Source organism: Neptunomonas sp. ABH4_499, assembly GCF_056160565.1.
In genome coordinates this window covers 191,488-210,013 of the sequence record NZ_JBSWXK010000004.1, presented here as the reverse complement: position 1 = coordinate 210,013, position 18,526 = coordinate 191,488, and the positions used below count along the sequence as shown (strand labels likewise).

Below are 18,526 nucleotides of genomic sequence, written 5' to 3'. Positions count from 1 at the left end.
CGTGAGGGCACGTACACACTAACGGATAGATAAGAATGAACGTTGAAGCTTACATGATCGAGCTGGGCCAAAAAGCACGCGAAGCGGCGAAAGCCATTGCGCGCGCGGATACTGGCCTGAAAAACAAAGCGCTGTTGGCGATGGCCAAAGCAATTGATTCACAACGCGATGCATTGGCAAAAGCCAATGAATTGGATTTGGCGAACGGTCGTGACAACGGCTTAGACCCCGCCATGTTGGATCGCTTAGCGCTCAAGCCCGCAACCATCGATACGATGATTGAAGGCTTAACGCAGGTTGCGAACCTGCCCGATCCTGTAGGTGAAATTACCGATCTTAGTTACCGCCCGACGGGCATCCAAGTGGGCAAGATGCGTGTGCCGCTGGGTGTCATTGGCATCATCTATGAGTCTCGCCCTAATGTGACGGTCGAGGCCGCGAGCCTGTGCTTAAAGTCAGGAAACGCCACCATTTTGCGCGGCGGCTCAGAAGCGATTCACTCTAACCGTGCTGTTGCCGAGTGCATCCGCCAAGGCTTAGAAGAAGCGGGTTTACCGATTGATACCGTTCAAGTGGTCGAAACCACAGACCGTGCTGCGGTAGGTCAGTTGATCACTATGCAGGAGTACGTCGATGTAATCGTACCGCGCGGTGGTAAAGGCTTGATTGAGCGCATCAGTAACGAAGCCAAAGTACCTGTGATTAAACATCTGGATGGTATTTGCCATGTGTACATTGATTCACAAGCGGACATCGTGAAGGCCGAAAACATCGCGCTCAATGCCAAAACGCATCGCTATGGCACCTGTAATACGATGGAAACCTTGCTGGTTCACCAAGAGATCGCCAAGACCATCCTGCAAGACTTGGCCGATCGTTACGTGGCGGCTGGTGTTGAACTGCGTGGCTGTGAACAAGCACGTACGCTCTCTCCTGTCATGATGGAAGCCACAGACGAAGACTGGTCGACAGAATACTTAGCGCCCGTGTTATCGGTAAAAGTGGTCAGTTCGATGGAAGAGGCGATTGAGCACATCAACCGCTTTGGCTCGCACCACACCGATGCGATTGTGACCGAAAACTACACCTTGGCGCGCCGTTTCTTGCGTGAGGTGGATTCAAGTTCCGTTATGGTCAATGCCTCTACCCGATTTGCGGATGGCTTTGAGTATGGCTTAGGCGCTGAAATCGGTATCTCGACGGATAAAATTCATGCCCGCGGCCCTGTTGGGCTGGATGGTTTGACCTCCCAGAAGTACGTGGTACTTGGGGATGGACATATCCGTAAATGAGTTTAGCGCCCTATGTTGTGATGGGCGGGACGTTTGATCCCATCCATCACGGCCACCTTCGCACCGCGCTGGAAATTCAGCAGTGGTTAGGGGTGGATCGAGTGTACTTGATGCCCGCCAAACGGCCGGTGCACCGAGAGGCACCGGGGTGCTCAGCTAACGATCGCTTGGCCATGGTGCAGTGCGCTGTGGCCGATGAAGCCGCTCTGGGGTGCGACCCAAGAGAGATCGAGTCGGATGATGCGTCTTACACGGTATTAACGCTGGAACGATTAAGAGCTCAGTTAGGACCGACGACCCCCATTGTGATCTCGATGGGGATGGATGCTTTTATGGGGCTCGATCAGTGGTATCGCTACCAAGAGCTGCTGGTGCTGGCCAACATTGTAGTGGTGGCAAGGCCTGGATATGAGTGTACGCCAAATGCGGCGATCCAAGCGTTAATTGATCGCCACCAAGCGAGCGATGTCCGTTTAATGACGACAAGGCCGCACGGTGTCCTGATGATCCAAGAGCTAACCCCTTTGGATGTATCGGCCACGCAAATTCGCACGCAATTGGGCACTGGCGTTTCGCCGCGCTATTTACTGCCGGATGTTGTGCTTAACTATATTTACGACAATGCGCTGTACCACTCAGGTTCAGAGCACTGAAGACGGGCTTTTTGCCCAAACGAAAACTAGGTAATTAGATTCGAATGCAAACAGAACAGTTAATTGAACACGTTACAAAAACACTGGATGACATGAAAGCGCGTGATATCGAGGTCGTCGATGTGCGTGGTAAATCCAGCATCACTGATTACATGATGGTGGCGTGTGGAACCTCGAAGCGTCATGTGATGTCTATGGCTGAAGATGTTGTCGAGAAAGTGAAAGAGCAAGGGCTCCTTCCCATCGGCACCGAAGGCCAAGCAGTGGGTGATTGGGTTCTGGTGGATTTGGGCGATGTGGTCGTTCATGTAATGACACCGGATGCGCGCAGTTTCTACGATTTGGAGCGTCTGTGGCGCTTTGACTTCGAAGAAGAAAACAGCGAAGACCAAGAAGCGCTGTAAGCCACTTCTGTTTTTTACTACAGCCGCCATCGGGCGGCTTTGTGTTATTCAAAAAAGAACGATAAGCGAAATGAAGATTCGTCTGCTGGCCGTGGGTGGAAAAATGCCCGATTGGGTCACCCAAGGTTTTAACGAGTATGTAAAGCGCCTGCCGGCCGAAATGAGTCTGGAGCTGGTTGAGTTGCCTCTGGGTCATCGCGGCAAAAGTGCTGATCCGCAGCGCGCCATTCGCCAAGAGGGCGATGCCATGCTGGCGGCCATCCCTAAAGGGGATAAGGTTATTGCTCTTGAAGTACTGGGTAAGCCTTGGAGTACTGAGCAACTGGCGTCTCAGATGGAGAGTTGGCAGATGGATGGATGTAATGTCTCTTTGCTGGTGGGCGGGCCGGATGGTTTAGACCCACGTTGTTCTCAAATGGCGGATCAGAAATGGTCGCTTTCCCCGTTAACCTTGCCTCATCCTTTGGTTCGAGTGCTGCTGTCTGAGCAGATCTATCGTGCTTGGACGATCACCAAAGGCCATCCGTACCACAAATGATCAGCACGGTTTTGTTTCTTGAATATGGTGTCGTTGTGGCACGCTCGATAAAGGCGTGTTATGTCGCAGTTTGAGCGCTTAAAGGACTATTCCTCCGAGAGTCGTACGTTCGGTTTTCGGGCCATTATCGCCTTCTTGTTTGTGCTGGTGTTGATGGCTGTGCTTTTGGCGCGGGTCTATTTTCTGCAGGTGGTGGAGCATGACCGTTACACCGCTATGTCGGAGAAAAACCGAGTCCAGCTGCAACCCGTTGCTCCAACGCGTGGCCTTATCTATGACACGCACGGCGTTTTGTTGGCCGATAACCGCCCAAGTTACAGTGTGACGATCCTAAAAGAGGAAGTCGGACGCCATCTGGATGAAACCCTAGATGAGCTTCGCTCAATCATTGATATCAGCGATAAAGAGGTGGAGCGTTTTCGTAAGCGTTTGAATCAGAGGCGTCGACCGTATGAAACGGTACCGGTGCGTTTTCGTTTAACCGAAGAGGAAATTGCCCGTCTTGCGGTTAATTATCACCGATTGCCAGGGGTTCAAGTCGAGGCCGATCTGATTCGTTATTACCCGTATGGCTCTTCGCTTGTGCATGCAATGGGCTATGTTGGACGTATCAATGAGCAAGAGCTGCGCTCGGTGGATGAGAACAACTACGCGGGTACCCACTACATTGGCAAACTGGGCATCGAGCGTTTTTATGAGCCGATCTTGCACGGCAGTGTGGGGATGCAGAAGGTTGAAACCAATGCTCGTGGCCGTGTTATGCGCATACTCGAGCGGGTTGATCCGGACCCGGGTAAAGATCTTGAGCTGACGCTGGATCTTCGTATGCAGCAGATCGTCGAGCGTTTGGTGCAGGGCGAAAAAGCCTCTGTGGTCGCCATCGACCCAAAAACGGGCGGTATCTTAACCTTGGTCTCAACCCCAGGTTATGACCCGAACCCGTTTGTTACGGGTATCTCCAGTAAAGATTATTCGGCCCTTCGAGACTCGGACGACTTACCGCTCTTTAACCGAGCGATTCGTGGCCAGTACCCACCAGGTTCCACGGTAAAACCGATGACCGGCCTTGCGGCGATCGATTCGGAGTCTGTCCCGCCTAACCATACGGTCTGGGACCCAGGCTTCTATACCTTGACCAAAGGCGGTCGACGTTATCGCGACTGGAAACGAGGCGGTCATGGCAAGGTTGATATGGAGCTTGCCTTCGCGCAGTCCTGTGATGTGTGGTTCTACGATGCCGGCTATAAAATGGGCGTGTCGGTAATGTCGGACTATCTGGACCGTTTTGGCTTTGGTTCGGTCACCAGTTTGGACCTGCCCGAAGCGGTACCTGCGTTATTGCCCACCGCCGAGTGGAAGCAGCGTACTCGAAAAGTCCCTTGGTACCCGGGGGATTCGCTCAACTTAAGTATCGGTCAAGGTTTCTTCTCGGCCACGCCTTTGCAGCTTGCGACGGCAACGGCGGTGATTGCGAATAAAGGTAAGTGGGTTCAACCGCACCTATTGAAAGGCATTCGGGAAACCGACAGCGAAGGCAATATGACCATCACTCCTCCGGTGCTAGGGCAAGCGAGCGATTTCCCGAAAGACATTGAACTCAATCATCCGGAGTATTGGGACATCATCATTAAAAACATGGTGTCAGTTGTACACGGGCCTAAGGGTACCGCGCGCAAAATCGGCGCGGATGCTCAGTACAAAATTGCCGGTAAAACCGGTACGGCTCAGGTGGTCGGCATCAAGCAAGATGAGCGCTACGATGCCTCGAAGTTAGAGAAAAAGTACCACGACCATGCTCTTTTTGTGGCTTTTGCCCCAGCGGAAAACCCTAAAATTGCCTTGGCCGTTGTGGTTGAAAACGGCGGTGGTGGTTCCAGTACCGCAGCGCCGATTGCACGTAAAGTGATGGATGCTTATTTGTTGGGCATCGACCCAACAGAACCAGAGGAAGAGGGCGATGAGTTATCGAACCTTCCCAATGACGAAATTTGGATCGGCTCTGAGCACGCAGGGTTAACGCCATGAACAATCGTGATTTTGAACGCTCAATGCCGGAGTCCGGCCACCATCTTCGCCGCAAGCCTAGCTGGTGGAGTCATACTCATCTAGATGCTTGGATGCTGTTTTTACTTTTTACCCTGTGCTGCTTTGGCTTGTTTATTTTGTACAGCGCCTCTGGTCAGGATTGGGGATACGTTACCCGTCAGGCGGTGCGTATGGCGATGGCGTTTGGGGTCTTAATCTTTTTGGCGCAGTTAACCCCTCGGTTTATTGCCCGTTGGGCGCCTTGGGTTTACGCAGCGGGTGTCTTGTTGCTGGTGGCGGTTATTTTGATCGGTGTTGGGGCCAAAGGCGCGCAGCGCTGGCTGGCACTGCCCGGATTCCGTTTTCAGCCATCAGAAATTATGAAGCTGGTCTTACCTTTGATGATAGCGGGCTATTTGGCGCGAAGACCTCTTCCTCCAAGCTTTAAACACTGTGTGATCTCGCTGGTGATGATCGGTGTACCTACCTTGCTGATTATGAAACAGCCTGACTTGGGGACCTCTTTGTTGATTGCAGCCTCCGGTATTTTTGTCATGCTTTTCTCCGGCATTCGTTGGCGCTATATCTTTGGTGCGCTTGGGCTTGCGGCCGCCGCTTTGCCGGGGCTTTGGATGACGATGAAAGATTATCAAAAGCAGCGGGTGTTAACCTTTTTAGACCCAGAGAGCGACCCGTTAGGGTCCGGTTGGAACATCATTCAGTCAAAAACCGCGATTGGATCTGGTGGTATTGATGGAAAAGGCTGGCTCTCAGGGACGCAGTCTCAACTCGACTTTCTGCCCGAATCGCACACGGACTTTATCATTGCGGTGATTGCCGAAGAGCTTGGCTTAATTGGGGTCTCGATTTTGCTGTTTTTATACCTGCTGATCATCGGTCGTGGGCTTTGGATGGCCTCTCAAGTGACGGATAGCTTTGGTCGCTTGGTCGCTGGCAGTATCGTGTTAACCTTCTTTGTTTATGTGTTCGTGAATGTCGGTATGGTCAGTGGTATCTTGCCGGTGGTTGGGGTTCCGTTACCGATGGTGAGCTACGGTGGTACCTCCATTGTTACTTTGATGGCAGGCTTTGGTATCCTGATGTCAGTGTACACTCACAAACAGTCTTTGATGCGTAAGTAGCCGTTTTCACAAGGATGATTATGAATTTTAAAGCCGTCACTCAAGCGTCAGCCCGAGTACTTTCAATCCTCGCTTCAATCGGTTTTGGGGTGCAGGCACAGGCCGGGTATGAAGAGCACCCGGTCGCGAAAAACTGGGCAAAAGCCCAAGTTGAAGCAGGCCATGATGCCGCCAAAGTACAGACGCTGCTTAAGGAAGCCACCAAGAAGCAATCCATACTCAACGCCATGGATCGCCCCGCCGAAAAACGCTTGGACTGGGGGCAATATCGAGATCTGTTTGTCGAGCCTAAACGGATCGATCGGGGTGTTATATTCTGGTTTGAGCATCAAGCCAGTATTGCAAAAGCCGCTGCGGTCTATAACGTGCCTGAAGAGATCATTGTATCGATCATCGGTGTAGAAACCTTTTACGGTCGCAACATGGGTAGCTACCGTGCGGTTGATGCGTTGGCTACTTTGGCATTTGACTACCCACGTCGCGCTGAATTCTTCCAAGGCCAATTGTCCAACCTTCTCACTATTTCTGAAACGGAAAATCGCCCTTACGCCCTGATGAAAAGCTCGTATGCTGGTGCAATGGGTTATGGGCAGTTTATGCCCTCCAGCTTTTTAAGTTACGCCGTGGATTTTGATGAGGACGGACACAAAGATATCTGGGGCAATCCGGATGATGCCATCGGCAGTGTCGCTCATTACTTCGAATCTTTTGGTTGGGAAAAAGACAAACCGGTGGTGGTTCCGGTGTCGTTGACCAAAGAGGTGGACGAGTCCCTGATCAATACCGGCGAGATTCCGGCTAGGCCACTGATGGAGTGGCAGGAGTTGGGTGTGTCGGTACCAGCGTCGCTGTTAGAAACGGACGCGTACGCCCCGGCGGTGCTACTCAAAATGAAAGAAGGGGAGAAGGTTGAGTACCTTCTTGGCTTTAAGAACTATTATGTAATTACCCGTTACAATCGAAGCCGTCTATACGCGAATGCGGTGTTTCGCTTAGCCGAGGCGCTTCGAGCGGCCTATGAAAAAGAACAACAAGGGTCTTAATATGCGCGCATGGTGCCTTTTAATCATTACCGCTCTGTTTTTAGCGGGCTGTTCCTCCAGTCCGAATAAAAAGCCGACCAGCCGATACAGCGTTGAGCACGATTACGGCCCTGATGAAGAGGTTGATGTTTCGCATGTCAAAGACGCAGTACCGCGTGTAGAGCCACTCAGTCGTGGCGGTAATAAGAGTCCATACCGTGTGTTGGGTCGCACCTATCACGTCATGAATGAGTCAAGCGGCTATAAAGAGCGCGGCGGTGCATCTTGGTACGGCAAAAAGTTTCACGGTCATCTGACCTCCAACGGCGAGGTCTACGACATGTACGGCATGAGCGCGGCACATAAATCGTTACCGCTGCCAACTTACGTGCGCGTAACCAACCTTGCTAACGGCAAGCAAGTGGTTGTGCGGGTGAATGACCGCGGGCCATTCCACTCGGGCCGTATTATTGACCTATCTTATGCGGCGGCGTCTAAGCTTGGCATGTTGAAGCACGGAACGGCTCGCGTAGAGGTTGAAGCGATCAATCCGCGTACGTGGCAATCGCCTGAGAGTAACACCACGGTGGTGACGGCTCAGCCGACCAGCCCTGCGGTAGGCGCGGTGCCTGTGAGCACGACATCAGCGATGACCGATGCGATGGGCCAAGGTAAGTACATTCAAGTGGGGGCGTACAGCCAAGCAGGCACGGCTAACCGTGTAGCACAGCAATTGACCGGCTTGTACGGTCGGGATACGCGCCTTGTGAATGTTCAGCGTGGCGGTCAAGTCTTGTACCGTGTACTGGTTGGCCCTATTAACTCAGTCAGCGACCTGAACATCTTGACCGACCAACTGAACCAAAGCGGATATCCCGGTGCGCATCCGGTAGACTATCCGTAAACCGCTCAGTTAGAGTAGAACTAAATTAAACCACTGACGTCTATTGACCGATTTAAATCTGTAAATGCTTCGGGAAAACATTGTGCAAAGACTGAAAACAGCCTTTTTGTCTCTCTTTTTTATTATCACAACAACGATGAGTGTTGCTGCCAGTGCAGCTAACGAGCTGATTCCAGCTGCGCCTCAAATCGCTGCCAGAGCCTATCTGGTGATCGATGCGGATACGGGCAAGGTGATTACCTCCCATCAAGCGGATGAGCGTTTCCCGCCGGCCAGCTTAACCAAGATGATGACCAGTTACATCACCGAGTACGAACTGGATAAAGGTAATGTCTCGGAAGATGATCTGGTTCTGGTCAGTGAAAAAGCGTGGAGCACTGGTGGTTCGCGTATGTTCATTAAAGAGGGAACTCAAGTAAAACTGGGTGACCTTTTACGTGGCATCATCATCCAGTCCGGTAACGATGCCTCGGTTGCGATGGCTGAGCACATTGCGGGCAGTGAGGCGGCGTTTGCGGACCTTATGAATCAGCACGCCCAGCGCTTAGGTATGACCGACACGCACTACATGAACTCGACCGGTTTACCCGCCGAAGGTCACTACGCGTCGGCGATGGACCTTGCGAAGCTTGCAAAAGCGATCATTCGTGACTTCCCGGATCGTTACTCGATCTACTCCGAGAAATACTTTACGTACAACGAAATCCGCCAGCCTAACCGCAACAAGTTGTTGTGGCGCGATAATACCGTTGATGGTTTAAAAACCGGCCATACCGATGAAGCCGGTTACTGTTTAGTGGCTTCTGCGGAACGCGACGGTATGCGTCTGATTTCGGTTGTAATGGGTACCAGCAGTGAAGAAGCGCGTGCGCAAGAAACGCAAAAACTGTTGGCGTACGCTTTCCGCTACTACCGCACAGAAAAACTCTACAATGGCGATGAAGTCCTAAAGAGTGCTCAAGTCTGGGGGGGCACCGCGAATGAAGTGCAGCTGGGTCTGCAAGTGCCGTTGGTTGTAACCATTCCGCGTGGTCAGTCAGCTGGCCTTGAAGCGACGTTGGATATGAACGACACCATCGAGGCACCTGTTGCGCAGGGCCAAGAGTACGGCACCGTTCGTGTTACGTTAAACGGTGAAGAGGTGGCATCCGCGCCCTTGGTTGCACTTGAGAGTGTTGATCAAGGCGGCTTGTTAAAACGTATATGGCATAAGATCATGCTCTTTTTCATGGGCTTGATCAGCTAAATCAACCCAACTTGAAAAGAGCAGGGATGCCCACATTAAACCAATGTGGGCATTTTTATTTATGGCAACTGACATCGTTTATCTAAATGGCAACTTCCTCCCCGCATCCGAGGCGAAAATCTCTGTATTTGATCGGGGATTTTTGTTTGGGGACAGCGTTTACGAGGTGATCCCCTTCTATCATGGTGTGGGTTTTCGTTTATCCGAGCATTTGGATCGCCTACACTACAGCCTACATGAGCTGGGTATCACCCAACCGGATGGGCTTGAGCCCATTTTAACGGAGCTTGTGGCCCAAAACGGTGGCGGTCATCAATCGGTGTATTTGCAAGTGACCCGCGGAGCAGGCGAGCGGCGCTCCCATGCGATAGAGCCGGGTCTTATGCCGACTGTATTTGCGTGTACCCAACCGATCCGTGATATTTACGACGAGGGCGCCAGCCAAGTGGATGGCATTAAGGTGATCGTGACCGAAGATCTTCGTTGGAAGCGGTGCGACATCAAAGTCAATGGGCTATTGGCCAATATCTTGGTGATTCAAAAAGCCAAGGCGGCGAATGCCGCAGAAGCGCTTCTGATCCATGAGGGTGAGCTGACCGAAGGGGCAAGCTCCAACTTTTTTATTGTAGAGTCGGGTGTGATTAAAACCCCGCCTTTAGAAACCGGCATTTTAAGCGGTACGACACGCTCCTTGGTGCTGATGTTGGCCGCACGAAACGGTGTGCCGTACGAAGAGTGCCGAATTGATTACGCGCGTCTTATTAATGCGGATGAGGTTTGGATATCAAGCTCTACCCGCGGTGTGATGCCGGTGCTAACGGTCGATGAACACATCATTGGCGATGGCCAAAAAGGCCCCATATGGGCGCAGTTTTTTGAATGGTTTATCGAACATCAAGCCCAAACGATGCAGGCTTTAAAGCCGGACTAATCGATAAACCCATAACCGAATGTGAGCAAAATGACACAGCAAGAACCACCAAAAATTGAATTTCCATGCCCGGATTACCCGATTAAGGTGATCGGTAAAAACAAAGATAACTTGGTCGCCTTTGTTGTCGAGCGTGTCCGAGTCCACGTACCCGATTTGGATGTTGAGCGCATCACGCTTCAAGAAAGTGGGAAAGGCACTTTCTGCTCTGTGCGCATGTTCATTACCGCTACAGGTGAAGCGCAATTGAAAGCGCTGCATGAAGATCTGATCGCTTCTGACCTGATCCACATGGTGATCTGATGACAACGTCATCAGCCCCACAAGAGCGAACGCTTTGGGTTAGAAAACTGGGCGTGCAGCCTTATGAGCCCATCTTTGATCGCATGAAAGCGTTCAATGAAGCGCGTAACGATCAGACCATTGATGAGATTTGGTTACTGGAGCATGAGCCTGTCTTTACCCAAGGCCAAGCGGGGAAGCTTGAGCACCTGTTAGCAACGGGCGATATCCCTGTGGTACAAGCCGATCGGGGTGGGCAGGTAACCTATCATGGCCCTGGGCAATTGATTGTCTATCTTATGTTGGACCTTCGCCGAAATCATTTAGGGGTTCGGGATGTGGTCACCATGATGGAAGAGTCCGTCGTTCATACGCTGAGCGCGTTTGATATTGACGCCTACGCTAAACCCGATGCACCGGGTGTGTATGTGGATGATGCCAAGATCGCTTCTTTGGGGCTTCGCGTACGCCGTGGCTGTACCTTCCATGGGCTTGCGTTCAACCTAGATATGGACCTTGAACCTTTCCTAAGAATCAACCCATGTGGCTACGCTGGCATGGCGATGACGCAACTGACCAGCCTTAAACCTGATGCATCACCGGAACATGCGGTACAGATTTTGATCGATTACCTGATCGACAAAATAGGGTATACTTCCGTCTCTTATCACAACGGCCTATAACACAGAGTACCTATGACCGAAATCGCAGCGAAACCGGGTGCACCTGCAAAAGCCCACAAGGCTGAGCGAGGCGTTAAGCTAAGGGGTGCCGACAAAGTATCCCGCATCCCAGTAAAGATTATCCCAACCGAAAAAGAAGACATGCCGCGTAAGCCTGAGTGGTTACGTGTTCGTATGGGTTCGAATACTGAAGTTAAGCGGATTAAGGATAAGCTGCGCAAACACAAATTGGCATCGGTCTGTGAAGAAGCGAGCTGCCCAAACTTGGGTGAGTGCTTCAGCAATGGTACGGCGACCTTCATGGTGATGGGCGAAATCTGTACACGTCGCTGCCCGTTCTGTGACGTAGCTCACGGTCGACCAAACGCTTTGGATGAGAACGAGCCACGCGAGTTGGCCGAAGCGATCGCTGATATGGAATTGCGCTACGTCGTTATCACGTCGGTAGACCGCGATGACCTGCGTGATGGCGGTGCACAGCACATTGCTAACTGCATCAGTGAGACGCGTCAGCGCAGCTCAACTATCCAGATCGAGACGCTGGTACCTGACTTCCGTGGTCGTATGCAGGTGGCACTTGATATCCTAAGCGAGACCCCGCCGGATGTGTTTAACCACAACTTAGAAACCGTGCCGCGCTTGTACAAAAAAGTGCGCCCAGGTGCGGATTACCAATGGTCTTTGGATCTGTTAAAAGGTTTTAAAGAGAAGCAACCTACCATTCGTACCAAGTCGGGTTTGATGGTTGGCTGTGGTGAAACCAACGAAGAGATCATCGAGGTCATGAAGGACCTGCGTACTCACAACGTTGATATGATCACCATTGGTCAGTACCTGCAGCCAAGCCGCAACCACTTGCCGGTGGATCGTTTTGTAACGCCCGCCGAGTTTGATGAGTTTGCTCGTATTGCCAAAGAGCTCGGCTTCTCCCATGTGGCCAGTGGCCCGTTGGTGCGCTCCTCTTACCATGCGGATCTTCAAGCGAAGGGCGAGAAGGTTGGCTAGGTCTCTTGAGGCTGTCTCTATCTCGGAGGCAGCCTCACCACAAATTCAGCCAAACGATTGGCTTTATCTTCCCTCAATCCGCTTAAATTGATCGGTGGATGCGGCGGTTGGTCCTGATACTGCAGCATCATCAACACCTGATAGCTCGCCATTCTTTTCTTGTCGCTGGGTAAATTCTGTAAATATGAGCCGACACCTGGATTTTGTGCATGACAGGCTTTGCAGTAGTAGTCGTATAGTTCTTGCCCTGTTTTGGGGTTGGGGGCTTTGGGTCCACAGCCGGATATCATCAAGGCAAAGCTGGTAACGGCCAATAGGCTAACGAGCGGTCTTGTCATCATAAACGATCACCGTTTTATTAACAGTGTAGTTGATGGATGACGAATGTGTAGAGTGCTCAGTCGAGCGTGGTCGGGATGCGTAAGGCGTGCCCGCAAAGGGCTAAGGATAAATCGGTGATCATTAACCAAGGGTCACCACTGCCCACACCCTTAATGGCCTTATCTACCTGTTGGCTATCGTGCAGTACACGCTCAAGCGTGTCTAGCGTGAGTCGGTCGGCGCAGCGCTTTAGTGTGGTTTTACGCTTGCCCCAAATCCGCTCTTTTTGACAGATGGTTTCCCAAGCAAGGCCTCGTTGCTGGTGGGATTTTGCACTGTACAGCGTGCGGGCTTCTTTGGTGATGGCCCACAAAACTACCGGTGGTTCAGTGCCCTCTTGGCGTAACACGTTGATGATTTTAATGCAGCGGGGCGCTTCCTGAGCATTAATGGCATCGGTAAGGCCAAACACATCGTAACGCGAGCTGTCCGAAACGCTGTTTAAAATATCTTCGGCCGTGATAGGGCCATCGGCGTGCAACAGGGGGAGTTTGTCGAGCTCTTGTTTTGCGGCCAGAAGGTTGCCTTCAACGCGCTCACTCAACAGCTGTAAGGCTTGGTCATCCAGCTGAATCCCTTGGGTGTTGGCGCGATGACGAAGCCAGCCTGGAAGCTGTTGATGATCAACCGGCCAGATCTCAACGTAGGTGCCAATTTGCTCAATCTTTTTGACCCACGCGGATTTTTTCGCACCGCCATCCAACTTATCCGCGATGATCAGCAAGATATTATCTTCTGGGGCGACCTTTAGGTACTCCTGAAGGATCTCGCTGGCGGCCTTGTTGACCTTATGGCTGCCTAAGCGAATCTCGATCAGCTTTTGCTCGGCAAAGAGGGATAAGGCATTGGCGCACTCGAGCAGATATTCCCACTTAAACTGCGCATCCACATGCAAAACTTCACGTTCTTGAAAACCTTGGTCGCGAACAAAAGCCCGAATGCGATCGCAGCTCTCTTCGACTATTAAGGGCTCATCGCCGGCAACAAGATACACCGGTTGAATCCCTTTTTTAAGTTGAGCGGGCAGCTGTTCTGGCGAGGTTTTCATGTCGTCTAGGAGGCGAGTTTATTGGGCGCGGGCAATGAACTGGCGCACAATTCGGTCAGCCAAGGTTTGCCACATTTCACGTTTGATGGTGGTTTCAAGCGTGGAACTGGCGGCTTCGTTGTTTGCATCGTAATCGAGAATTTTCTCGCTGAAGGCACGAAGGTTACCTGACGCTTTTTGGGTTTCGCGGTTCAATACGGAAAAGTGCACCTGCATTAGCATCTCGTATTCATCGGTATTCGCTGAGCTGTCCAGCGTGATCTCACGGCGGTTTTGCTCGACCTCTTCAATGATCAGCTGATAGGTAGCGTTGGCATTGAGTTGGATACCTTGTTGGCGAAAGCTGTTACGCAGTGCGTGTTCAAAGACCACAGGGGTGTCGCTTTCAAGGCTTAAGGCCACTTGTTGTGCCGAGGTTGGCAAAGGCTGATAGCCGCTAAGCTGAAAGCCGCAACCGCTTAAGAGCAAACCTAATAGGGCAGGTAACAGCAAGGAGAAGCGTTGGCTGAAAAATCGCACCGTGTATGTCCTTTAACAAGTGATCAGAAACAAGGCGCCCAAAAGAGCGCCCTGCAATCGACGTTTAGCCGACGACGATGTTGACCAAACGACCCGGCACAACAATCTTCTTACGAAGCGTTTTGTCAGCCATAAACTTCTGAACGTTTGGATCGCCAAGAGCGGTGTGCAAAATGATGTCTTGGTCAGCATCGGCCGCCACTTCAATTTTTGCACGTACCTTACCGTTGACCTGAACCACCATCTCGATGGTGCTGCGCACCAGAGCGGATTCATCGCATGTTGGCCAAGGGGCGGTCAGCAGGTCTGATGTGTGACCCAGCTCACTCCAAAGCTGATGCGTGATGTGCGGTACGATTGGCGCCAACAACTGAATCGTTGATTCCAGCGCTTCACGCATCACGGCACGACCTTGGTCAGAACTGTCCACAAACTTAGAGATGCTGTTAAGCAACTCCATCACAGCCGCAATCGCGGTGTTGAACGTTTGACGGCGGTCAATATCGTCTGTCACCTTGCTGATGGTCTCGTGCACCTTACGGCGCAGCTCTTGCTGCTCTTTGGTCAGCGCCGACGTATCGAGTGCAACTACATCGCTGCCACCTTCTAGGTGATCAAAAACTTGTTTCCACAGACGACGCAAGAAGCGGTTTGCACCTTCAACACCCGAATCAGACCACTCCAGTGATTGCTCTGGTGGTGCTGCAAACATCATGAACAAACGCACGGTATCCGCACCGTACTTGTCGATCATCACTTGCGGGTCGATGCCGTTGTTTTTGGACTTCGACATTTTGCTGACGCCTGCTTGAATAACCGGCAAGCCATCGTCTTTGTGTACGGCGCTGGTGATGCGACCTTTATCATCGGTTTCGGTGATAACGTCGGTTGGCGCAATCCAGTCTTGACCGCCTTTCTCGTTTTCACGGTAGTAGGTCTCAGCCAACACCATGCCTTGGCACAATAAGCCTGTGAAAGGCTCGTCGGAGTTCACCAAGCCTTCGTCACGCATCAACTTATGGAAGAAGCGTGAGTACAGTAAGTGAAGGATGGCGTGTTCGATACCACCAATGTACTGATCCACCGGCAGCCAGTAGTTGGCTTTCTCAGGGTCCAGCATGGCGTTGTCTGTGTGGCGTGACGCATAACGCGCGTAGTACCAGCTTGATTCCATAAAGGTATCAAAGGTATCGGTTTCGCGCTCAGCTGGGCCACCGCATTCAGGGCAGGTGGTGTTGATGAAGCTTTCCATCTTCTTTATTGGCGAGCCGCTGCCATCAAATTCCACCTCTTCAGGTAGGCGTACTGGCAGTTGATCTTCCGGTACCGGCAAAGAACCACAGCTTGCGCAGTTGATTACAGGGATCGGCGTACCCCAATAACGCTGGCGGGAAACACCCCAGTCGCGCAGGCGGTAGTTGATGGTGACTCGGCCTTTACCCAGACGCTCCAGTTCCGATGCGATCGCTTTAAACGCCACATCAAACTCTAAATCATCAAAGTCACCCGAATTCACCAAAACGCCTTTATCGGTGAAGGCTTCTTTCTCGAGATCGATCACCACTTGTGGGTCGGTCGATGCTATGACTTGCTTAATTGGTAAGCTGTACTTTTTGGCAAACTCAAAGTCGCGTTGGTCGTGACCAGGAACAGACATGACCGCGCCTGAACCGTAATCCATCAGTACAAAGTTGGCGGTCCACACCGGAATGTCATCACCGGTCAGTGGGTGTTTAACGGTGATGCCAAGCGGCATACCGCGTTTTTCCATCGTCGCCATATCGGCTTCAGCAACTTTGACGTTTTTGCACTCGTCAATGAAGGTCGCAAGCTCCGGGTTGGTTTCGGCGGCTTTTAAGGCCAGTGGGTGTTGTGCTGCTACGGCAACATAAGTAACACCCATCAGTGTATCGGGGCGTGTTGTGAACACTTCCAGCTTGCTGCCGTCCGCGACATCGAATGACAGCTCAACACCTTGTGAGCGACCAATCCAGTTGCGTTGTTGGGTGCGTACTTGGTCTGGCCACTTATCGAGTTTGTCCAGATCATCCAACAGTTGGTCGGCGTAATCCGTGATTTTCAAGAACCACTGAGGAATCTTCTTACGCTCTACCAATGCACCCGAGCGCCAGCCACGGCCGTCGATCACTTGCTCGTTCGCCAGAACCGTTTGGTCAACAGGGTCCCAGTTGACTTCGGCTTCTTTCTTGTAAACTAAGCCCTTTTTCATCAAACGCGTGAAGAACCATTGCTCCCAGCGGTAGTATTCTGGGTGGCAGGTCGCCAGCTCACGATTCCAATCGTAACCAAAGCCCATCTGCTTAAGCTGATCGCGCATGTAATCGATGTTTTCGTACGTCCATTTAGCCGGCGGTACGTTGTTTTTCATCGCCGCATTTTCAGCCGGAAGACCAAACGCATCCCAACCCATAGGCTGCAGGACGTTTTTACCCTGAGCGCGCTGGTAGCGGGAGATCACATCACCAATCGTGTAGTTACGAACATGTCCCATGTGCAGTCGACCACTTGGGTATGGGAACATGGACAGGCAGTAGTATTTCTCTTTGCTGGTGTCTTCAGTGCATTGGAAACTGTTGTTCTCTTCCCAGTGTTTTTGCGCCTGGGTTTCAATCGCTTCTGGTTGGTATTGTTCGTTCATAGCCTAATCGTTGATATGTAAGCCAAAAAGACGGCAACCTTGATGCCGATTAATGGTCAACTGATAAATAAAGAGTATGCTGCATAGAATACAGTATTCGTGGTGCGGACTACAGCGAATTGAGCGTCATTTGGTCAAGGCCAAGACGTGAGTAATGGAATGATCATTTTCTGGAATAAGGGCGGAGTTACTGATATGTCAGATAAACACAACCACTCAAATAAAGAGGACGCATCCGTTCAGGCGTTTAATCAGGTGTTGGATCGGTTAGATCGCACCATCGAGCGTGCGGAGCTTCGCAGTTGGGATTACCTAAAAGAAAAAGTTGAAGAGGCCGTTGAAGTAGAGCAAACCGCCGAAGAAATGACGCGGGATGAGGTCGATCTGTTAAAAGCCTACGTGATGCGCGATTTAGGTCAACTGGGTCATTTTGCTCACGAAACCGGCGAGGGGATCGCTGCTTGGTTAAATTTTGATCTTAATTATCTGGAAGCCACCTTTGTAGAGCGTTTAAAATCCCTAGCGGACAAAACCCAGCTTGAGCAAGAGCGACTGCGGGAGCAGCTCGATCATGATGGGGATCGTTACATGGCCGGTGAAATTACCGCAGGTGGCACCTTCGAGTGTTTGGAGTGTGGCAAAGCGCAAGTGTTAAAAGGTGCTGCCGTGTTAGCGCCGTGCCATGCGTGCGAGTCCATCTACTTCAAGCGCAGTTTGGGCACGTGGCCTCTCTAAAAGTGAAGGCTAACGGGTCGGCGCAAACTCGTTAACGTAACAACAGGACGATGTTCATGGATGAAAAAAACACACCTAAGTCATCTGGGCTGGATGACTTAAAAAAAGAATGGCTTTTGCAGCAAGCAGAGACGGATCGCTATGAAAAGTGTGCCCTAGGGATTAAGCTTTTTACGGTGGCGATCTGTGCTTTGCTGCTGATCAGTCAGCCATTGCTCATGTTCAGTTGGGCGGTTCTGATTGTGTTGGTAGTGGGGCTTTTGTGGCTGACCGAAGGGGTGTGGAAAACCTACCAAGCCCGAATTGATCAACGATTACTTCAGCTTGAGCAAGCGCTTGAGCAAGAACAAACCGCACAGGCCTTCTACTACCAATTGCAATTTGAGCGAAGCCGGGAAGGGCGTTCTTTGGTGAGCGAGTATCTTAAAAACAGCCTGCGACCGACCGTGGCGTATCTATATGTCAGCTTGATGGCGATCACATTAATCTACTGGTTGATCAGCCCGCGTATCTTTTAAGCCTTCTTGAGTTGATTGCGCCTCTACGGATGGCAATACTCATCCCTACGGGCTTTGATCTCATCTTTAATGTCTTCGGCATCCGTACCGGTAAAGTTCATCTCATTACCGGTGAACGGGTGCTTAGCCGTAAAGGTATCTTGACTTCGGATGTCGGCGTACTGCTGTTTGTATTTCTCGCACTGCTCTTCGCGATATTCTCGCTGTCTCGCTTCTTGCTTGCGCTTATAGTCGGCCGTTTCCATTTCGCGCTCTTTTTTACGGTCGGCCTGTTCAAAGGAGTTTAGCCTACGTTGCTGCGATGCTTGGATGCGGTAAGCGTTGGAACGGTCCGCAGGCGGGACTTTGATATCGGCCTGCTCGACGTTGGAGTTTTTGCCCGGTAACGCTGGCGGCACACTGGAGTAGTGTACCTTGCCATGTTCATCGGTCCATTTGTAGATTTCTGCAAAGGTGGCCGGTGTCCAACCGACCACACACAATGCTAAAGCGAGTGCGTAACGAGACTTCATTGTTCGACTCTACATCCTGAGTGACTT

At 51.5% G+C, this 18,526-nt stretch carries 20 protein-coding genes; 15 read left to right on the top strand and 5 right to left on the bottom strand.

Translation table 11 applies throughout. From position 1 onward, the window contains the following. Positions 1 to 35 precede the first annotated feature (35 nt). The 13 genes from ACXAF9_RS05880 (at position 36) to lipA (ending at position 12,127) form a co-directional block, all read left to right on the top strand. Positions 36 to 1,292, top strand: coding sequence for a glutamate-5-semialdehyde dehydrogenase (locus ACXAF9_RS05880; RefSeq protein WP_475071587.1), 1,257 nt, complete (start codon positions 36 to 38; stop codon positions 1,290 to 1,292). Beyond that, positions 1,289 to 1,945, top strand: a complete 657-nt coding sequence (nadD, locus tag ACXAF9_RS05875) for a nicotinate-nucleotide adenylyltransferase (protein WP_475071584.1) — start codon at positions 1,289 to 1,291, stop codon at positions 1,943 to 1,945. Before ACXAF9_RS05880 ends, nadD begins: the two co-directional genes overlap by 4 nt. Before the next feature lie 44 nt (positions 1,946 to 1,989). Further along, entirely contained in the window at positions 1,990 to 2,349 is a 360-nt protein-coding gene (gene rsfS, locus ACXAF9_RS05870) for a ribosome silencing factor (RefSeq protein WP_475071582.1), read from the top strand. A gap of 70 nt (positions 2,350 to 2,419) precedes the next feature. Next, the gene (rlmH, locus tag ACXAF9_RS05865; protein WP_475071580.1) at positions 2,420 to 2,887 is read left to right on the top strand and encodes a 23S rRNA (pseudouridine(1915)-N(3))-methyltransferase RlmH; all 468 of its coding nucleotides are present in this window, start codon (positions 2,420 to 2,422) and stop codon (positions 2,885 to 2,887) included. Positions 2,888 to 2,947: 60 nt separating this feature from the next. Further along, entirely contained in the window at positions 2,948 to 4,912 is a 1,965-nt protein-coding gene (gene mrdA / locus ACXAF9_RS05860) for a penicillin-binding protein 2 (RefSeq protein WP_475071578.1), read from the top strand. Continuing rightward, positions 4,909 to 6,054 carry a rod shape-determining protein RodA gene (rodA, locus tag ACXAF9_RS05855; protein ID WP_475071576.1) on the top strand — a complete coding sequence of 382 codons (1,146 nt, stop codon included), beginning with the start codon at positions 4,909 to 4,911 and terminating at the stop codon, positions 6,052 to 6,054. Before mrdA ends, rodA begins: the two co-directional genes overlap by 4 nt. 20 nt (positions 6,055 to 6,074) lie before the next feature. Beyond that, positions 6,075 to 7,097: a lytic murein transglycosylase B gene (mltB, locus tag ACXAF9_RS05850; protein ID WP_475071574.1), complete on the top strand. Its 1,023-nt coding sequence runs from the start codon at positions 6,075 to 6,077 to the stop codon at positions 7,095 to 7,097. 1 nt (position 7,098) lies between these two features. Next, positions 7,099 to 7,980, top strand: coding sequence for a septal ring lytic transglycosylase RlpA family protein (locus ACXAF9_RS05845; RefSeq protein ID WP_475071572.1), 882 nt, complete (start codon positions 7,099 to 7,101; stop codon positions 7,978 to 7,980). Positions 7,981 to 8,116: 136 nt separating this feature from the next. Continuing rightward, positions 8,117 to 9,226: a D-alanyl-D-alanine carboxypeptidase family protein gene (locus ACXAF9_RS05840; protein ID WP_475071763.1), complete on the top strand. Its 1,110-nt coding sequence runs from the start codon at positions 8,117 to 8,119 to the stop codon at positions 9,224 to 9,226. Between the two features lie 61 nt (positions 9,227 to 9,287). After that, complete coding sequence (locus tag ACXAF9_RS05835) at positions 9,288 to 10,157, top strand: aminotransferase class IV (protein WP_475071569.1); 870 nt, start codon at positions 9,288 to 9,290, stop codon at positions 10,155 to 10,157. Positions 10,158 to 10,187: 30 nt separating this feature from the next. Continuing rightward, positions 10,188 to 10,460, top strand: coding sequence for a YbeD family protein (locus ACXAF9_RS05830; RefSeq protein WP_475071567.1), 273 nt, complete (start codon positions 10,188 to 10,190; stop codon positions 10,458 to 10,460). Beyond that, positions 10,460 to 11,122: a lipoyl(octanoyl) transferase LipB gene (lipB, locus tag ACXAF9_RS05825; protein ID WP_475071565.1), complete on the top strand. Its 663-nt coding sequence runs from the start codon at positions 10,460 to 10,462 to the stop codon at positions 11,120 to 11,122. Before ACXAF9_RS05830 ends, lipB begins: the two co-directional genes overlap by 1 nt. Before the next feature lie 12 nt (positions 11,123 to 11,134). Beyond that, positions 11,135 to 12,127 (top strand): lipoyl synthase, encoded by a 993-nt coding sequence (gene lipA, locus ACXAF9_RS05820; RefSeq protein WP_475071563.1) that lies wholly within the window; start codon positions 11,135 to 11,137, stop codon positions 12,125 to 12,127. Positions 12,128 to 12,144: 17 nt separating this feature from the next. On the opposite strand, the gene ACXAF9_RS05815 is transcribed toward lipA, so the two are convergent. The 4 genes from ACXAF9_RS05815 to leuS all read right to left on the bottom strand — a co-directional run bounded on the left by ACXAF9_RS05815 (position 12,145) and on the right by leuS (position 16,734). After that, positions 12,145 to 12,468: a hypothetical protein gene (locus tag ACXAF9_RS05815; protein WP_475071560.1), complete on the bottom strand. Its 324-nt coding sequence runs from the start codon at positions 12,466 to 12,468 to the stop codon at positions 12,145 to 12,147. A gap of 56 nt (positions 12,469 to 12,524) precedes the next feature. After that, positions 12,525 to 13,556 (bottom strand): DNA polymerase III subunit delta, encoded by a 1,032-nt coding sequence (gene holA / locus ACXAF9_RS05810; protein WP_475071558.1) that lies wholly within the window; start codon positions 13,554 to 13,556, stop codon positions 12,525 to 12,527. 18 nt (positions 13,557 to 13,574) lie between these two features. Beyond that, on the bottom strand, positions 13,575 to 14,075 hold the full coding sequence (locus ACXAF9_RS05805; protein WP_475071556.1) for an LPS-assembly lipoprotein LptE: 501 nt from the start codon (positions 14,073 to 14,075) through the stop codon (positions 13,575 to 13,577). A gap of 64 nt (positions 14,076 to 14,139) precedes the next feature. Further along, positions 14,140 to 16,734: a leucine--tRNA ligase gene (gene leuS / locus ACXAF9_RS05800; RefSeq protein WP_475071554.1), complete on the bottom strand. Its 2,595-nt coding sequence runs from the start codon at positions 16,732 to 16,734 to the stop codon at positions 14,140 to 14,142. Positions 16,735 to 16,929: 195 nt separating this feature from the next. Here leuS and ACXAF9_RS05795 point away from each other — a divergent pair, with 195 nt between their 5' ends. Together ACXAF9_RS05795 and ACXAF9_RS05790 are read left to right on the top strand one after the other, a co-directional pair. Continuing rightward, entirely contained in the window at positions 16,930 to 17,469 is a 540-nt protein-coding gene (locus ACXAF9_RS05795; RefSeq protein ID WP_475071550.1) for a zinc ribbon-containing protein, read from the top strand. A gap of 56 nt (positions 17,470 to 17,525) precedes the next feature. After that, the gene (locus tag ACXAF9_RS05790; RefSeq protein WP_475071547.1) at positions 17,526 to 17,987 is read left to right on the top strand and encodes a hypothetical protein; all 462 of its coding nucleotides are present in this window, start codon (positions 17,526 to 17,528) and stop codon (positions 17,985 to 17,987) included. 23 nt (positions 17,988 to 18,010) lie between these two features. Here ACXAF9_RS05790 and ACXAF9_RS05785 read toward each other — a convergent pair whose 3' ends face one another. Next, positions 18,011 to 18,499 carry a DUF4124 domain-containing protein gene (locus tag ACXAF9_RS05785; protein WP_475071544.1) on the bottom strand — a complete coding sequence of 163 codons (489 nt, stop codon included), beginning with the start codon at positions 18,497 to 18,499 and terminating at the stop codon, positions 18,011 to 18,013. Positions 18,500 to 18,526 lie beyond the last annotated feature (27 nt).

Bases quoted from the DNA above. Each gene is read 5' to 3' on its own strand.
- ACXAF9_RS05815 (WP_475071560.1), bottom strand. From the start codon at position 12,468: ATGATGACAAGACCGCTCGTTAGCCTATTGGCCGTTACCAGCTTTGCC.
- ACXAF9_RS05830 (WP_475071567.1), top strand. From the start codon at position 10,188: ATGACACAGCAAGAACCACCAAAAATTGAATTTCCATGCCCGGATTAC.
- mltB (WP_475071574.1), top strand. From the start codon at position 6,075: ATGAATTTTAAAGCCGTCACTCAAGCGTCAGCCCGAGTACTTTCAATC.
- ACXAF9_RS05840 (WP_475071763.1), top strand. From the start codon at position 8,117: ATGAGTGTTGCTGCCAGTGCAGCTAACGAGCTGATTCCAGCTGCGCCT.
- mrdA (WP_475071578.1), top strand. From the start codon at position 2,948: ATGTCGCAGTTTGAGCGCTTAAAGGACTATTCCTCCGAGAGTCGTACG.
- holA (WP_475071558.1), bottom strand. From the start codon at position 13,556: ATGAAAACCTCGCCAGAACAGCTGCCCGCTCAACTTAAAAAAGGGATT.
- leuS (WP_475071554.1), bottom strand. From the start codon at position 16,734: ATGAACGAACAATACCAACCAGAAGCGATTGAAACCCAGGCGCAAAAA.
- rodA (WP_475071576.1), top strand. From the start codon at position 4,909: ATGAACAATCGTGATTTTGAACGCTCAATGCCGGAGTCCGGCCACCAT.
- ACXAF9_RS05790 (WP_475071547.1), top strand. From the start codon at position 17,526: ATGGATGAAAAAAACACACCTAAGTCATCTGGGCTGGATGACTTAAAA.
- rlmH (WP_475071580.1), top strand. From the start codon at position 2,420: ATGAAGATTCGTCTGCTGGCCGTGGGTGGAAAAATGCCCGATTGGGTC.
- nadD (WP_475071584.1), top strand. From the start codon at position 1,289: ATGAGTTTAGCGCCCTATGTTGTGATGGGCGGGACGTTTGATCCCATC.
- ACXAF9_RS05795 (WP_475071550.1), top strand. From the start codon at position 16,930: ATGTCAGATAAACACAACCACTCAAATAAAGAGGACGCATCCGTTCAG.
- ACXAF9_RS05785 (WP_475071544.1), bottom strand. From the start codon at position 18,499: ATGAAGTCTCGTTACGCACTCGCTTTAGCATTGTGTGTGGTCGGTTGG.
- ACXAF9_RS05880 (WP_475071587.1), top strand. From the start codon at position 36: ATGAACGTTGAAGCTTACATGATCGAGCTGGGCCAAAAAGCACGCGAA.
- lipB (WP_475071565.1), top strand. From the start codon at position 10,460: ATGACAACGTCATCAGCCCCACAAGAGCGAACGCTTTGGGTTAGAAAA.
- lipA (WP_475071563.1), top strand. From the start codon at position 11,135: ATGACCGAAATCGCAGCGAAACCGGGTGCACCTGCAAAAGCCCACAAG.
- ACXAF9_RS05835 (WP_475071569.1), top strand. From the start codon at position 9,288: ATGGCAACTGACATCGTTTATCTAAATGGCAACTTCCTCCCCGCATCC.
- ACXAF9_RS05845 (WP_475071572.1), top strand. From the start codon at position 7,099: ATGCGCGCATGGTGCCTTTTAATCATTACCGCTCTGTTTTTAGCGGGC.
- rsfS (WP_475071582.1), top strand. From the start codon at position 1,990: ATGCAAACAGAACAGTTAATTGAACACGTTACAAAAACACTGGATGAC.